General features: G+C 73.5%; 16 protein-coding genes. 1 reads left to right on the plus strand and 15 read right to left on the minus strand.

Going from position 1 to position 14,736, the window contains the following annotated elements; all coding sequences use genetic code 11:
- Positions 1 to 83: 83 nt before the first annotated feature.
- Entirely contained in the window at positions 84 to 1,382 is a 1,299-nt protein-coding gene (phoH2, locus tag BMZ50_RS13805) for an RNA 5'-3' helicase PhoH2 (RefSeq protein ID WP_091325546.1), read from the plus strand.
- 10 nt (positions 1,383 to 1,392) lie between these two features.
- Here the strand turns inward: phoH2 and BMZ50_RS24210 are convergent, their stop codons facing one another.
- The 15 genes from BMZ50_RS24210 to BMZ50_RS13880 all read right to left on the minus strand — a co-directional run bounded on the left by BMZ50_RS24210 (position 1,393) and on the right by BMZ50_RS13880 (position 14,516).
- Positions 1,393 to 2,328: a type IV toxin-antitoxin system AbiEi family antitoxin domain-containing protein gene (locus tag BMZ50_RS24210; protein WP_177212780.1), complete on the minus strand. Its 936-nt coding sequence runs from the start codon at positions 2,326 to 2,328 to the stop codon at positions 1,393 to 1,395.
- Between the two features lie 157 nt (positions 2,329 to 2,485).
- A complete protein-coding gene (locus tag BMZ50_RS13815; protein ID WP_091325549.1) occupies positions 2,486 to 2,704 on the minus strand; it encodes a hypothetical protein in 219 nt (72 codons plus the stop codon).
- Positions 2,701 to 4,749: a hypothetical protein gene (locus BMZ50_RS13820; RefSeq protein WP_091325550.1), complete on the minus strand. Its 2,049-nt coding sequence runs from the start codon at positions 4,747 to 4,749 to the stop codon at positions 2,701 to 2,703. Before BMZ50_RS13820 ends, BMZ50_RS13815 begins: the two co-directional genes overlap by 4 nt.
- Positions 4,730 to 6,772: a flagellar biosynthesis protein FlhA gene (gene flhA, locus BMZ50_RS13825; protein WP_091325551.1), complete on the minus strand. Its 2,043-nt coding sequence runs from the start codon at positions 6,770 to 6,772 to the stop codon at positions 4,730 to 4,732. The genes BMZ50_RS13820 and flhA overlap by 20 nt, the downstream gene beginning before the upstream one ends.
- A 93-nt stretch (positions 6,773 to 6,865) precedes the next feature.
- Positions 6,866 to 7,999, minus strand: a complete 1,134-nt coding sequence (locus BMZ50_RS13830; RefSeq protein WP_091325553.1) for an EscU/YscU/HrcU family type III secretion system export apparatus switch protein — start codon at positions 7,997 to 7,999, stop codon at positions 6,866 to 6,868.
- 4 nt (positions 8,000 to 8,003) lie between these two features.
- Entirely contained in the window at positions 8,004 to 8,768 is a 765-nt protein-coding gene (gene fliR, locus BMZ50_RS13835; RefSeq protein ID WP_091325554.1) for a flagellar biosynthetic protein FliR, read from the minus strand.
- A gap of 4 nt (positions 8,769 to 8,772) precedes the next feature.
- Positions 8,773 to 9,048 (minus strand): flagellar biosynthesis protein FliQ, encoded by a 276-nt coding sequence (gene fliQ, locus BMZ50_RS13840; protein WP_091325556.1) that lies wholly within the window; start codon positions 9,046 to 9,048, stop codon positions 8,773 to 8,775.
- A 6-nt stretch (positions 9,049 to 9,054) separates the two neighbouring features.
- The gene (gene fliP / locus BMZ50_RS13845; RefSeq protein WP_091325559.1) at positions 9,055 to 9,891 is read right to left on the minus strand and encodes a flagellar type III secretion system pore protein FliP; all 837 of its coding nucleotides are present in this window, start codon (positions 9,889 to 9,891) and stop codon (positions 9,055 to 9,057) included.
- On the minus strand, positions 9,891 to 10,283 hold the full coding sequence (locus BMZ50_RS13850; protein ID WP_091325561.1) for a FliO/MopB family protein: 393 nt from the start codon (positions 10,281 to 10,283) through the stop codon (positions 9,891 to 9,893). The genes fliP and BMZ50_RS13850 overlap by 1 nt, the downstream gene beginning before the upstream one ends.
- Positions 10,280 to 11,026 (minus strand): flagellar motor switch protein FliN, encoded by a 747-nt coding sequence (gene fliN / locus BMZ50_RS13855; protein WP_091325564.1) that lies wholly within the window; start codon positions 11,024 to 11,026, stop codon positions 10,280 to 10,282. Before fliN ends, BMZ50_RS13850 begins: the two co-directional genes overlap by 4 nt.
- Positions 11,023 to 11,988: a flagellar motor switch protein FliM gene (locus BMZ50_RS13860; protein ID WP_091325569.1), complete on the minus strand. Its 966-nt coding sequence runs from the start codon at positions 11,986 to 11,988 to the stop codon at positions 11,023 to 11,025. Before BMZ50_RS13860 ends, fliN begins: the two co-directional genes overlap by 4 nt.
- 95 nt (positions 11,989 to 12,083) lie before the next feature.
- Positions 12,084 to 12,551 (minus strand): flagellar basal body-associated FliL family protein, encoded by a 468-nt coding sequence (locus tag BMZ50_RS13865; protein ID WP_091325571.1) that lies wholly within the window; start codon positions 12,549 to 12,551, stop codon positions 12,084 to 12,086.
- Positions 12,548 to 13,453, minus strand: a complete 906-nt coding sequence (locus BMZ50_RS13870) for a flagellar motor protein MotB (RefSeq protein WP_091325573.1) — start codon at positions 13,451 to 13,453, stop codon at positions 12,548 to 12,550. Before BMZ50_RS13870 ends, BMZ50_RS13865 begins: the two co-directional genes overlap by 4 nt.
- A 4-nt stretch (positions 13,454 to 13,457) precedes the next feature.
- Positions 13,458 to 14,228: a motility protein A gene (locus BMZ50_RS13875; RefSeq protein ID WP_091325575.1), complete on the minus strand. Its 771-nt coding sequence runs from the start codon at positions 14,226 to 14,228 to the stop codon at positions 13,458 to 13,460.
- 3 nt (positions 14,229 to 14,231) lie between these two features.
- On the minus strand, positions 14,232 to 14,516 hold the full coding sequence (locus tag BMZ50_RS13880; RefSeq protein WP_091325577.1) for a flagellar FlbD family protein: 285 nt from the start codon (positions 14,514 to 14,516) through the stop codon (positions 14,232 to 14,234).
- Positions 14,517 to 14,736: the final 220 nt, after the last annotated feature.

Genomic DNA, 14,736 nt, shown 5'->3' on the forward strand with positions numbered 1-14,736 from the left:
CCAGGGGGCCGGTGCCCGGCCGCCGCGCCGGGGCCCGGCCACCTTCGAGCCGGGGCGCGTCCCGCGCCCCACGGGAGTCGACCGTGACCACACGCCGCCGCACGTACGTCCTCGACACCTCCGTCCTGCTCTCCGACCCGGCCGCGCTGGTGCGCCTCGGTGACCACGACGTGGTGCTCCCGCTCGTCGTGATCGGGGAGCTGGAGGACAAGCGCAACCACCCGGAGCTCGGCTGGTTCGCCCGCCAGACCCTGCGGCTGCTCGACGACCTGCGGGTGGTGCACGGACGGCTCGACGCGCCCGTGCCGGTGGGTGAGGACGGCGGCACCCTGCACGTGGAGCTCAACCACAGCGATCCGGCCACGCTGCCGGCCGGGTTCCGCAACGACAGCAACGACAGCCGGATCATGGTGGTCGCGCTCAACCTGCGGGCCGAGGGGCGCGACGTCTGCCTGCTGACCAAGGACGTGCCGCTGCGGGTCAAGGCGGCCGCGGTCGGCCTGGACACCGACGACTACCGGACGCTGGACGCCGTCGACGCCGGCTGGTCGGGCATGGCCGAGCTGCCCCTGGCGGACGCCGAGCTGAACGCGCTGTACGACAGCGGCGAGGTGTTCGTGCCGGCGGCCGCCGAGCTGCCCCCGCACACCGGGCTGGTGCTGCTGTCCTCCCGCGGGTCGGCGCTGGGGCGGGTCACGCCGGACAAGCAGGTGCGGCTGGTGCGCGGCGACCGGGAGGCGTTCGGGCTGCACGGGCGCTCGGCGGAGCAGCGGGTGGCGCTGGAGCTGCTGCTGGACCCGGAGATCGGCATCGTGTCGCTGGGTGGGCGGGCCGGCACCGGCAAGTCGGCGCTGGCGCTGTGCGCCGGGCTGGAGTCGGTGCTGGAGCGGCGGGCGCACCGGAAGGTGGTCATCTTCCGCCCGCTGTACGCCGTCGGCGGTCAGGAGCTCGGCTATCTGCCGGGCAGCGAGGGCGAGAAGATGTCGCCCTGGGCGCAGGCGGTCTACGACACCCTCGGTGCGCTGGTCTCCTCCGAGGTGCTCGAGGAGATCGCCTCGCGGGAGCTCATCGAGGTGCTGCCGCTGACCCACATCCGCGGCCGCTCGCTGCACGACTCGTTCGTGATCGTCGACGAGGCGCAGTCCCTCGAGCGCGGCGTGCTGCTCACCGTGCTGTCGCGGCTGGGCTCCGGGTCGCGCGTGGTGCTCACCCATGACGTCGCCCAGCGGGACAACCTGCGGGTGGGCCGGCACGACGGGATCGCCGCGGTGGTCGAGCAGCTGAAGGGCCACCCGCTGTTCGCCCACGTGACCCTGACCCGCTCGGAGCGCTCGCCGATCGCCGCCCTGGTGACCGAGATGCTGGAGGACCTCCCGCTCTGACGGTGGCCGGTCACCGCAGGCGGGAGCGGGCCCGCTCCCGCGCCCGGCGGACCTTCGCGGCAAGCCGATGGGGCCGCTGCAGCTCCGCCCACACCCAGCGGGTCACGGACCAGTCTTCGTCGCGGATGCCGTCCTCGCGCCGTTTCTCCGCGAAGACGGCGTCCCCCGGGTCCTGTCCGGGGCGGAGCAGGCGCCCGTACTTGATGCGTCCGTCGAACTCGCCGACCAGCCGCTCGTCCTCCCACGCGAAGTCGGTGCGGGCGATCAGGAGGCCGTCCCGGCGAACCTCGAACTGCAGCGCGGACGGCGCGAGCTTCCAGCGGTGCAGGATGACCCGGCTGCGCGACTCACCCACGCTCTCGCTGCGCGCGTCCGCATCGGCGACCGCGCGGGCCGCGCTCCTGCTGCCCGGCGTGCCCACGACGTCGAAGAGGCGCGCCCGCAGCTCGTCGTGCGAGAGCAGGGCGGCGTGCAGGGCGGCGTCGAGCGCGACGACGGCGGCCTCGTGCGGTAGCGACCGCGCGAGGTCGAGCGCCGTCCGTACCGGGCTGGTCACCGCCAGGCCGTCGACCTCGACGATCTCGTCGTCGCGGATCCGTGCCACGTGGCAGCGCACGACGCCGGAGGTGAAGTCCCAGGCCCGCGGCTGCCGGGTCACGTGGACGCGGTCGAGCGCGACGTCCCACAGCGGCAGCCCGAGCAGGACGGCTGCGGACTGGTGGCTGACGATCGCGGACCGGCGCAGCCCGGCCATCGTCGCCCGGACCAGCAGCCGGTGCTGCGCGGCCGGGCCGGCGGGCAGCACGCTGTCGACGTACGCCCCGCGGCGCAGCCGGACCAGGTCGCCGGCGCGCACCAGGCGGGCGAGTTCGTCGTCCGACCAGCCGGTGCCGACGGCGTCGCGGCGCAGCAGGAGCGCGGGGGTGGAGTCTGCGGGTTCGCTCATGCCGACGACAGTGGGGCGCCGGGGCGCTCACCGGGTATGCAGCCGGCGATCCGTGGACGGTCGGCGTGGTTGTGGACGGCGGCTCTGGGAGTGTTCCTCGCGCTCCTGGAGCGCCGCAGAACTCCGGGAGCGCGAGGAACACTCCGGAAGGGTGCCGTCAGGGGGTGGGGGCGGGCTTCTTCTCGGCCGCAGCTTCCGGGGGCCGCGGGGTGGCGGCCCACCGCAGCAGCGCCACCGCCGCCCAGCCCGCGCCCAGGCACCAGAGCACCCGGACCACGACCTCCTCGCCCGAGAGGTCGCCCCGCAGGCCGAGCGCCAGCACCGGCAGGGCGAGCACGAACCCGGCCGCGAGCACGTCCCAGCGCAGCGGGCTCATGCCCCGGAGGTCTCCAGCCGCTCGCAGAGCAGGGAGGCCCAGCGGTGCGCGGTCGCGCGGGCGCCGTCGAGGAGGGCCACGGGCAGCGTGCTGCGGGTCAGGACGGCCGCCGGGTCGGCGGTGAGGTCGGTGTCCTGCACGACCAGCGCGTCCACCCGCGGCAGCCCGTCGAGCCACGGGCCGACGTCCTCCGGCTTGCGGGTGGCCTCGACGACCGCCCACACCCCGGCCGGCGCGAACACCGCGAGCATCTGCTCCAGCCAGGTGCCGCCGCCGGCGCGCAGCGGCGCGTCCACGGCGACGATCGTCAGCGTGCCGGCCCGGTCGGCCTCCTGCTTGCGCTCCAGCGCGACGTCGATGCTGGTGATCCGGTTGCCGCGGGGTGCCAGGTTGGCCAGGTCGCTGCGGGTGGCCCACTGCAGGCGCTCGGCGTCCAGCCGCAGGGAGGCGGCCATCGCGCGGGCGGTGGCGAGGGTCTCCACGCCCGGGCCGACGACGACGAGCACCTCACCGGGGCCCGCGGGCAGCGACGGCGGCTGGGGCAGGCGCGTGGCCAGCGCCCGGGTGAGCGCGGCGTAGGTGCCGTGGCGGGCCACCTCGTCCGCGAAGTCCGGGCCGAGCAGCGACTCCGGCACGCCCAGGGCCCGCAGCCGGGTGACCACCTCCGCCTCGGCGGCGGGCACAGCCGACTCGGTCCGCGGGCGCTCGCGCACCGAGGTCACGACGACGGGGGCGCCGGGCCGCCACGTCGCGGCGCGCTTGGCCACCGGGAGCCGGGTGACCGTCGCCAGCCCGGGACCGGAGCGGGTGCCCGACAGCCGGGCCACCTGGGACCCCGGGGTGGCGGTCGGACGGCGGACCGCCGGCGGCACCGGCGGGCGGGACAGCAGCGGCGGGACGGCGAGCGCGGTCCCCGGCGCGGGCGGCGGGAGCAGCGACAGCGGCGGCAGGACGGTGGTGGCGTCGGCGGATAGCGGCGCCGGGTCGCTCGCGGTGGGGGCGAGGACCTCGGCGACGACCTCCCAGCCGTCGGCCTCCGCGGCCGCGTCCACCCACACCGGCAGCTCCGCGGTGGCGGCATCCTCGAAGGCGTCCGCGCACGCGTCGTCCGCCGTCCCTGCCCCGGCCGGCTCCGGCGCGGCCGGGCCGGCGAGCACGCCACGGAGCAGGTCGGTCAGGGCGGCGTCGGAGGTGTCGTAGGCGAGCGCCGCGCGCAGCACCTCGGCGATCACCTCCTCGCGGGAGGTGACCGGCCCGGCGGCGAGCTCCGGCTCGGTGGCCCACTCCGGGACGCGAACCGGCTCGGCGGCGGCCGGGGCGACCGCGACCAGCGGCTCGGCCGCGGGCCGCGGGGCGGGCGGGGGCACCGGTGGCAGGCCGCCGGCCGGCCGGGGCGCCGGGACGGACACCTGCGGCGCCGGGACCGCCACGGGGGGAACGGGGGCGGCCGGGGGAACCGGGTCGGCGGCGACCGGGGGAGCGGCCGGGGGCCCGGCGTGCGCCGCGATCGCCTCGTCGACCGCCTCCCGGACGTCGATGTCGCTGGCGACCATCTGCGCGAGGGCGGCGGTGAACGGCGACGGCGCCAGCACGACGTCGTCCGCCGGCGGCTGCGCCGGTTCCGGCGCCGGCTCCGGGGCGGGAGCGGCAGCCGGGCGGGCGACGGACGGCGGCCGGGCAGCGGCGCGGGGCGCCGCCGGACGCGCGGTGGCCCGCGAGTACACGCCGACCGGCTCGGCGGTGCCACCGGCGAACAGATCGGCGACCTCGTCCACCGGGTCGGGGAGCACCGGGGTGCGCCGCAGCGCCGCCTCGATCCGGGCGGCCGACTCGGCCCGGGACGCCGGCCGCCGCTCGGCGACGGACGCCGGCCCGGGCGCGGCCTCCTCCACCTCGGCGACGAAGCGCTCGGTGGTGAAGAAGCCCATGACCCCGCCGGAGCGGATCTTGCGGACGCCGACGACCCGCACGGACGAGCCGTAGCGCTCCCGCGCGGCGGCGATGGCACCCTCGCGGGTGGCTGCCTCAACGGATGGCAACGGCACCGTTCACCACTCCCAGTGACTCGATCTGGGCCGTCCGGGAGACCTCCGTGTAGGAGATGACCGGCAGGCGGGGAAGGATCTGACGCATCAGGCGGGACAGCGCGGCCCGGACCTGCGGCGAGCACACCAGCACCGGTGAGAGGCCGAGCCGCTCGGCGTCCGACAGCAGGCCGGTGCACCCGTTGACCAGGGCGTCCACCGTGCCGGCGTCCAGCGCGAGGACCTGCCCGCCCTCGCTGGGCCGGACCGCCTCCAGCAGCCGCTGCTCGAACGCGGGGTCGAGGGTCAGCACGTGCAGCCGCTCGTCCGGGGTGACGTAGGGGTGGCTGATCGCCGCGCCGAGCGCCGCACGGGCGGCCTCCACCAGCCCGTCGACGTCGGTGGACACCTTGGCCCGCACGGAGAGCGCCTCGAAGATGCGCACCAGGTCGCGGATCGACACGTTCTCCTCGAGCAGCGCGTGCAGCACCCGCTGGACCTCGCCCAGGGTGAGCAGCGTGGGGGTGAGTTCCTCGACGACGACCGGGTGGGTTCGGCGGACCATCTCCACCAGCAGGCGCACGTCCTCCCGGCCGAGCAGGTGCGCCGCGTTCTGCCGGACCACCTCGGCCAGATGGGTGGTGATCACCGAGGAGCGGTCGACGACGGTGGCGCCGGCCATCTCCGCCTGCCGCTGCAGCTCGATCGGCACCCACTTGGCCGGCAGCCCGAACACCGGCTCCCGGGTGGCCTTGCCCGGCAGCGCGTCCAGCGAGTCGCCGATGGCCAGCACCGTGCCGGCGGGGGAGGTGCCCTTGGCGGCGGGGACGCCGTTGAGCCAGATGACGTACTGCGAGGCCGGCAGGTCCAGGTTGTCGCGGGTGCGCACCAGCGGGATGACCAGCCCGGTCTCCATCGCGACCTTCCGGCGCAGGGCCTTGACCCGGTCGAGCAGGTCCCCACCGCGGGCGGTGTCGACCAGGTCGACCAGGTCGAAGGCCACCTCGAGCTCCAGCGGGTCGACCCGCATCTTCTCGGCGATCGCCTCGGGCGAGTCGGGCTTGGGCTCGTCGTCGACGGCGGCCAGCGCGCCGGCGTTCTCCTCGTCGGTCGGGGTCTCCTGCATGCGCGACGCCATGAGCAGGAACAGCCCACCGATGATCAGGAACGGCAGCTTCGGCAGGCCGGGGATGAGGCACAGGGCGAGCGCCGCCCCGCCGGCGATGCGGACCGGCTGCTTGAACCGGCCGAGCTGGGACAGCAGGTCGCTGCCCATGTCGCCCTCGCTCGCCGAGCGGGTGACGATGATGCCGGTCGCGGTGGACAGCAGCAGGGCCGGGATCTGGGAGACCAGGCCGTCGCCGACGGTCAGCAGCGAGTACGTCGCGACGGCGTCGCCCGGGGCCATGCCCAGCTGCATGATGCCGATCGCGAACCCGCCGATCAGGTTGATCAGCGTGATGATGATCGCCGCGATCGCGTCGCCCTTGACGAACTTGCTGGCGCCGTCCATCGAGCCGTAGAAGTCCGCCTCGGCGGTGACCTCCCGGCGCCGCCTGCGGGCCTGCTCCTCGTTGATCAGCCCGGCGTTGAGGTCGGCGTCGATCGCCATCTGCTTGCCGGGCATCGCGTCGAGGGTGAACCGGGCGCCGACCTCGGCGACCCGGCCGGCACCGTTGGTGATGACGACGAACTGGATGATCGTGAGGATCACGAAGATCACCAGGCCGACGACCAGCGATCCGCCGATGACGAAGTGCCCGAACGCCTCGATGACCTTGCCGGCGTAGCCGTCGGTGAGCACCAGGCGGGTCGAGGAGACGTTGAGCGCGAGCCGGAAGAGTGTCGCGATGAGGATCAGCGACGGGAAGACGGCGAAGTCCAGCGGCCGCCTGATCTGCATCGCGACCAGCAGGATCAGCAGCGAGGCGGTGATGTTCAGCCCCAGCAGCAGGTCCAGGAACCCGGCCGGCAGCGGCACCACCAGCATGAGGACGATGGCCACCACGCCGATGGGAACGGCGGCCTTCGTCAGCCCCTTCACGGGGAACTCATCGGCAGTCCGCGGGGGGCGGGGCACGGCCACGCCCCACCCGTCACTGCCGTCCCACCCGCTCCGGAGGAGGGGGGCAGGGAGTCAGCGGCGGCGCCCCGCCCTGGGCAGCCCCTCCACCTCGGGCGCGGCGAAGCCGGGCCGGTGGAACCCGCCGCGGACGCCGCGGGCGGACAGCTGCATGACGAAGGCGAGCACCCGGGCGACGGCGGTGAACAGCTGGGCGGGCACCTCCTGGCCGATGTCGCAGGAGGCGTGCAGGGCGCGGGCGAGCGGGATGTCCTGCACCATCGGCACCCGCGCCTCGGCGGCGCGCTCGCGCAGCGTGGCGGCGACCTCGTCGGCGCCCTTGGCGACCACGCGGGGAGCGCCGCGGTCGGCCTCGTACTTGAGCGCGACCGCGACGTGGGTCGGGTTGACCAGCAGGACGTCGGCGGTGGCGACCTCGCTCATCATCCGGTTCCGCGACATCGACATCTGCACCGAGCGCCGGTGGGCCTTCATGTGCGGGTCGCCCTCGGCCTGCTTGTGCTCCTGCTGGATCTCGTACTTGCTCATCTTGAGCTGCTTCATCAGCTTCGCGCGCACGACGAGGTAGTCGGCGATCGCGATGACCAGGCCGGTGACGGCCACGACGCGGAACATGAGGACGGCGGAGTCGGCGAACGTCGCGGTGATCGCCGAGAGCGGCAGCGCCCCCGCCGACGAGACCAGCTCCTGCGCCCTGCCGCTGGTGAGGACGACGACGGTTGCCAGGGCCCCGGTCTTGATCAGCGCCTTCGTCGCCTCCCACAACCCCTGGGTGCCGAACATCCGCTTCATCCCGGGGAAGGGATTGAGCTTCTTGAGCGTCGGCTTCATCGGCTTGCCCGACACCGCGACCCCGCCCTGAGCGGCCGCTGCGGCGGTGCCGACGACCATGAGCGCCAGCGCCATGGGCAGCAGCACGGTGAGGAAGGTGGTCAGCGCCTGGCCGAACAGGGCCGAGAGCTGGCTGGTCTCCGGGTGCGTGGCGACCGCGCCCACCTGCACGAACAGGCGGCCGACGCCGTCGAAGGCGTTGCCCACGAGCATCGGCAGCAGGAAGCTGGCCACCGCCGCGCCCGCCCAGGTGCCCAGCTCCTGGGTGCGCGGGATCTGCCCCTCCTTGCGCGCCTTCTTCAGGCGCTGGGGAGTGGGCTTCTCGGTCTTCTCGCCGCCGGGTCCGTCCTTCGCCATCGCCTCAGCCGCTCCGCAGGGAGACCATCGCCCGGGCGGCGTGCTCGAGCAGCCCGTCGAGGGCCGCGGGCAGCAGCGGGAAGGTGAGGCCCAGCAGGGCCAGGGTGAGCATGATCTTCACCGGGAAGCCGAACGCGAAGATGTTCAGTGCGGGGGCGGCCCGGCTGAGCAGCGCCAGGGCCACGTCGGCGAGCAGCAGCACCGCGACCATCGGCCCGGCGATCTGCAGCGCGGCCAGGAACATCATGGAGAACGCGGTGATGAGGACCTGACCGAGCTGGTCGGTGGGGACGTCGCCGCCGACGGGCAGCCCCTCGTAGGAGGTGGCGAAGCCCCGGACGATGAGCAGGTGCCCGCCGCTGGTGAACAGCAGCGTGATGGCCAGGAGGTAGTGCAGCCGGCCGACCGAGGAGCTCATCGTCATCGACATCGGGTCGTAGGCCGGTTGCAGCGAGAAGCCGCCGGTGAGGTCGATGATGTCGCCGGCGTACTGCACGGCGGCGAACAGCAGTTGGACGACGAAGCCGAGGGCGGCGCCGATGACGACCTCGGTGATCGCGCCGACCACGAGGAAGCCCGTCGTCGGCTCGGGGATCGACGGCGCGATCGTCGTCATCAGCGCGACCGACAGGGCGAGCGCGAGCGCCCCCTTCACCGGCGCGGGGATGCTCCGGGAGTTGAACGGCGGGGCCAGCAGGACGAAGCCGGCCGCCCGGGCGGTGCCGAGCAGCAGCGCCGCCAGGGTGCTCGCCGGGACCTCGAGGTCCATGGCCTCAGGTCCGGTCGAGCAGCCGGGGCAGCGAGTCGAACAGGCCCTCGGTGAAGCTGACCAGCTCGGAGAGCACCCAGTTGCCCGTGACGACCAGGGCGATCGCGACCGCGATCATCTTCGGCACGAAGGAGAGGGTCGGTTCCTGGATCTGGGTCGCCGCCTGGAACAGGGAGATGAGGAAGCCGACCAGCAGGGCGGTCAGCAGGACGGGTGCGGCGACCTTCGCGGCGACCAGCATGGTCTGCACCGCGATCTCGGTGACATCGGCGTCTGACACGGCCGGTTACCCGTACGACCCGACGAGCGCCGTGGTGATCAGCGCCCAGCCGTCGACGACGACGAACAGCAGCAGCTTGAACGGCAGCGACACGATGACCGGCGGCACCATCATCATGCCCATCGCCATCAGCGCGGCGCTGACCAGCATGTCCAGCACCAGGAACGGGATGAACACGACCAGCCCGATGATGAAGGCGCTCTTGAGCTCGGAGAGCACGAACGCCGGCACGAGGGTGGTCATGCTGACGTCCTCGCGGTCGGCCGGCGCCTCCTCCCCGGACAGGCCCACCATCAGCTTCAGCTCGTCCTCGCGGGTGTGGTCGAGCAGGAACTCCTTCAGCGGCACGACGCCGGTGTCGTAGGCCTGCGTCACCGTCATCTGCCCGTCGAGGTAGGGCTGCACCGCCACCTCGTTGATGTCGGCGAACACCGGGCCCATGACGAACAGCGTCAGGAACAGGGCCAGCCCGGTGAGCACCGAGTTCGGCGGCGACTGCGCCATGCCCAGCGCGTTGCGGGTCAGCGACAGCACCACGATGATCTTGGTGAACGAGGTGGTCAGGAGCAGCACCGCGGGCGCCACGGACAGCACGGTGATCGCCAGGATCAGCGTGATCGAGGTGCTCGGGCTGCCGCCGCCGATGGAGATGTCCACGCCGCCGTCGACGCCCGGCACCACCGGAGCGGTGGGAACCGTCGGCGGGGTCGGCGCGGTGGGCGCGGCCGACGCCGGGTCGGCCAGCAGCGTGAGCACCGCCCCGAGGAGCGCTGCGAGCAGCAGGACCAGACCCACGCGCCGGGCGACCGGGACGCCCCGGGCGGGTGCGGGGGAGGAGGTCATCAGCGGCGGACCGTCCGCTCCCGCAGCTGGGCCACGATCGCCGACCAGCCGCGGCGGTCGAACACCGATCCGGCGAGCGCGCCCGTGGAGGACGCTGCGGGGACCGGCCGCGCGACGGCCGTCCGGCGCTCCTCCAGGGCCTCCTCGACGGCCTCGCCGTCCACCTCGGCCAGCAGGGTGACCTGCTCCTCGGTCGCGCCCACGACCAGGACGCGCCCGGCGATGCGGACGACGTTCACCGAGCTGGCCCGCCCCATGCGCTGCCGGGCGACGACCTCGATGAGGCCGTTTCCCTGCCCGAGCCCGCGCTTCTTCGCCACCCGGGCGGCGAACCACAGGACCGCCGCGATGAAGGCCAGCGAGAGGACCAGCCGGATGATCATCCAGGTCATGGCCGGGGCTGCCCGATCTCGTTGGCCGGGTCGCTGACGATCTCGCTGATCCGCAGCCCGAAGTCCTCGTCGACGACGACGACCTCGCCGCGGGCGATGAGGGTGCCGTTGACCAGCAGGTCGGCCGGGGCGCTGGCCGCGCGGTCGAGCTCGATGACCTCGCCCGGGTGCAGCGAGAGCAGCTCGCCGACGGTCATGCGGGTGCGGCCGATCTCGACGGTGACCTCCATGGCGACGTGCCGCAGCAGGTCGAGGCTGCCGCGCTGGGTGCGCGCCTGGGGGAGGGTGACCTGCAGCGCGAACGTCGCCTCGACCTCGCCGCCGGGGGACAGCAGCGGGACGGCGACGAACATGCCCTTGTCCCGCAGGCCGTCCAGCGCGGTCACCGGGTCCTCGGTGCGCTCGGAGTCCACGCGCACCCGGCCGAGGGTGCCCGCGGCCGCCTCGAGCGCGGGCCGCAGCGCGGTGGCGACGTCCATCCGGCCGACGGGGGAGTTGCTCAGCGCGTCGACGATCTCGGAGGAGACCACGAGGACGACGTCCCCGGTGACCTCGCCGGAGAGCCGGGCGATCACGGCGCCGGCCGCCGCGGGCGGGACCGGGACGGCGTCGGGGTCGCTGACCGGGGCGCCGGGCACCAGCTCGACCGCGGCCGGGACCAGCGAGGCCGCGGCCCGCGCGGCGGACGCCACGACGGTGATCACGGTCTCGGAGGCCTGCGTGTGCTCCAGGGAGGCGGTCATGCGGTGTCCTTCTGGGCGGCGTACGGGGTGGGCACGATGGCGGCGGCGAGCCGGCGTCGGTGGTTGCTGGCGATCGCGTAGGCGAACGTGACGTCGTTGGTGGTGACCTCGAGCGGCGCGTCCGAGGGGTGGCGCAGCAGCAGGACGTCACCGACGGCCAGGGAGAGCAGGTCCTCGGAGGAGACCTCGAGCGGGGTGAACCGCACGCCGACCTCGACCGGGACGAGGTTGAGCCGCTCGGCCAGCGCCTCGGCGGCGTGCCGGCGCTTGGCCTGGGCCGACTCCGACAGCTGGGGGGAGGCCGCGTTGTTCAGCGCGGCGGCGAACGAGGAGAACGGGAGCACCAGCGTGGCCTCGCCGCTGCGGCTGCCCACCGCCATGGTGAACGTGGCCACCATGACGGTGTCCGAGCCCGCGGCGGCCTGGGCCAGCTGGGGGTTGTACTCCAGGCCGTCGAGCTCGGGCTGCAGCTGCACGATGTGCGCGAACGAGGCGGTGAACTCCTGCAGCAGGCGGCCCAGCAGGTGGTTGGTGATGGTCGTCTCCATCACCGTCAGCGGCCGCTCGGGCTGCTCGGCGGCGCCGGAGCCGCCGAGCATGTGGTCGACGGTGGCCATGGCGATGTCGAGCGGGTAGGCCAGCAATCCCTTGCCGGCCAGCGGCTCGATGGTGAACGTGACCATGAAGAACGTGTCCGGCAGCGTGGCGAGGTAGTCGTCGTACGAGTGCTGCTCGATGCCGACGAGCTCCAGTCGCGCCCCGGCGCGGAGCATGGAGGTGAGGACGGTCGTCGCCTGGCGGGCGAAGGCCTCCTGGGCGATCTGCAGGACCCGGACGTGCTCGCGGGAGAGCTTGGTGGGCCGCCGGAAGTCGTAGGTGCGGGGCTCGCCGCGTCGTCTGCGCGTGCCCGGGGCTGAGGACTGCGGGCCCGCAGGCGCGGGTCCGTGCTCGGGGCGGGTCACCCTGTCCTCATCGGCTGGGAACGACGCCGCCCTGACCGGCGGCGAGGGGCGCTGCCGATCAGGGCGGACGGGTGTGACGAGTGGTGCCTGCGGGGCTACTGGGTGACGTACTCCGTGAAGTAGATCTCCATGACCATCGTCTCGCCGTGATCCGTGTACGCCTCGATGATCTTCTGCTCCAGGGCGGCCTTGAGCGCGTCCCGGGCACCGGTCACGTCGGCCGGCTGCGCCTGCGAGAACGTGGAGATGACCAGGTCGAGGGCCTTGGAGCCGTCGACCCCGCCACCGCCGTGGCCCCCGCCGGCGGCCGCCTCGGTGAGCTGCAGGGCGATGCCCACCTTGAGGTAGCCACCACCGGCCAGGTTCACCGCAACCGGCTCGAGCGGGACCACCTCGCCGGCCACCGGCTCCTCGGCCGCGGCCTCGGCGGAGTCACCGGAGAACAGGAAGAAGTAGGCCGCACCGGCCACGGCGACCAGCGCCACGGCGACGATGATCAGCAGCTTCTTGCTGCCGCCCTTCGCCTCATCGCCGTCCTCGGGGGTGTCGGTCTTCTTGCTCATGGGGTGCCTTCCTGGGGAGTGCCGGCGTCCAGGCCGGGCAGCAATGCGTTGGCCTCCGCGGAGGCGGTGGACAGGACGACGACGTCGACGCGGCGGTTGACGGAGAGCGAGCCGGGGTCCGACGGCGGGACCAGCGGCCGGGTGTCGGAGTAGCCGTTGGCCACCATCCGGCCGCTGGGGATCCCGGTGCCGGCGAAGTAGCGGACGACGGTGGTCGCCCGGTAGGCCGACAGCTCCCAGTTCGACGGCCACGGACCGCCGGCCGTGACCGGCAGGTGGTTGGCGTGGCCCTCGACGCCGAGGGCGTGGGGCAGGTCGCGCAGCGTCGGCGCGACGGCGTCGAGGATCTGCCGGCCCTCCGGGCGCAGCACGGCCTCCTCGGCGTCGAAGAGCACCTGGTCGGCGACGATGTGCACCACCAGGCCGCGCTCGTCGATCTCGAACCGGGCCGCGCCGGCGTACCCGGCCTCCTCGAGCGCCGCCGCGATCCGGTCGCGGGCGGCGGCGAGCTCGTCGTAGGCGGCCTGCGCCTCGGCGGCGACCCGCTCGGCGCGCTCGGCGGCGGCCTGCGCGGCCGCCTGATCGACCTGCGCCTGGGAGACGGTGGGGTCCGGTGGGATGGCGGAGGCGATGTCGATGGTGCCCGGCAGGCCGTCGAGCACCGCGCCGTCGGGGGTGGGCGAGGGCTGCACCGCGATGGGCCCGCCGAAGGCGTCTGCCATGCCCTTGGCCAGGGCGGCGAACTTCTGCTCGTCCACCTTGCTCATCGCGAAGAGCACCACGAACAGCACGAACAGCAGCGTCATCATGTCGAAGCCGGACACCAGCCACCGTTCGTGGTTCTCGTGCTCCTCGTGCTCCTCGTGCTTCTTGCCGCGGCGGCGGCCGTGACCGGTGCTCACCCGGTCACGCCGCTTCCTTCTTCTGCGACCCCGGCGGGACCAGCGAGGTCAGCTTCAGCCGGACGGCGCGCGGGCTGGTGCCCGCCTGGATCTCGGTGATCCCCTCGACGAGCAACTCCATCTGGGCGGCTTGCAGCTCGCTGACCCGGAGGATCTTGGCGCCCATCGGCAGGAACCAGAAGTTGGCCGCCATGACGCCCCACAGCGTGGCGATGAATGCCGCGGAGACCATCGGGCCGAGCAGCTCCGGCTCGTTGAGGTTGCCCATGACGTTCATCAGGCCGACGATGCAGCCCAGGATGCCGATGGTCGGCGCGTAGCCGCCCATCGCGTTGAAGAACTTGGCGGCGACCTTGTCCTCGGCCTTCTTGGCCGCGATCTCGCTCTCGAGGACGGCGCGCAGCTCCTCCGGGTCGGTGCCGTCGATGCCCATCTGCAGTCCGCGGCGGAGGAACGGGTCGTCGATGTTCTTGACCTGCGCCTCGAGCGCGAGCAGGCCCTCCTTGCGGGCCTTCTCCGCGAGGCTCACCAGGGTCTGGATCTGCTCGGTGGGCGGCGGCACCTTGGCCGGCAGCACGGCCATCTTGAACCAGCTGCCGACCTTCTTCAGGTCGTCCAACGTCTGGCTGGCCGCCGCCGCACCGAAGGTGGCGATGACGACCAGGACGATCGCCGGAAGGAAGATCAGCGCTGACGGGGAGACGCCCTCGAGGGTCATGAAGACGAACAGGGCGACGACGGAGATCGCGAAGCCGATCAGGGTGGCCGGATCCATGGGTCAGCGCTCCTCGCGGGCCGGGAAGGGGACCACCGAGGCGCGGGCGTCGTCGCCCGGCGGGGTGACGGTGGAGCGGTAGGTGCCGCGGTCCATCTCGTAGGCGGTGGCGAGGATCGACGCGCGGTACTCACGGATCTCGACGAGCACCTCGTCCACGCTCTCGGTCACCACGTACTTGGTGCCGTCGACCAGGAAGACGACGGTGTCGGGGTGGCCCTCGACCCGTTCGATCAGGTCGGGGTTGAGCGCGAACCGCTCTCCGTTCAGGCGCGTCACACGGATCACGGGGAGGTCCTCTTGATCGGTCGGGGTGGGGAAGGCGGGCCGCTCGCGGCGACGTCACCGGCTGTAGTTCTCATCGGCGTGGCGCGGGCGCGGCTTGAGCCGAACGGGTGGCCTCCCCCCTCGGGGTGACCTGCACGAACGGGCGTGGGAAAGCGCGGCGGCCCGGCCCCTCGGAGGAGGAGCCGGGCCGCGTGGCCTCTCTCAGGCCCCTGAGGGAGGC

Origin of the sequence: Geodermatophilus ruber, assembly GCF_900114385.1 — a bacterium.
Lineage (GTDB): Bacteria > Actinomycetota > Actinomycetes > Mycobacteriales > Geodermatophilaceae > Geodermatophilus > Geodermatophilus ruber.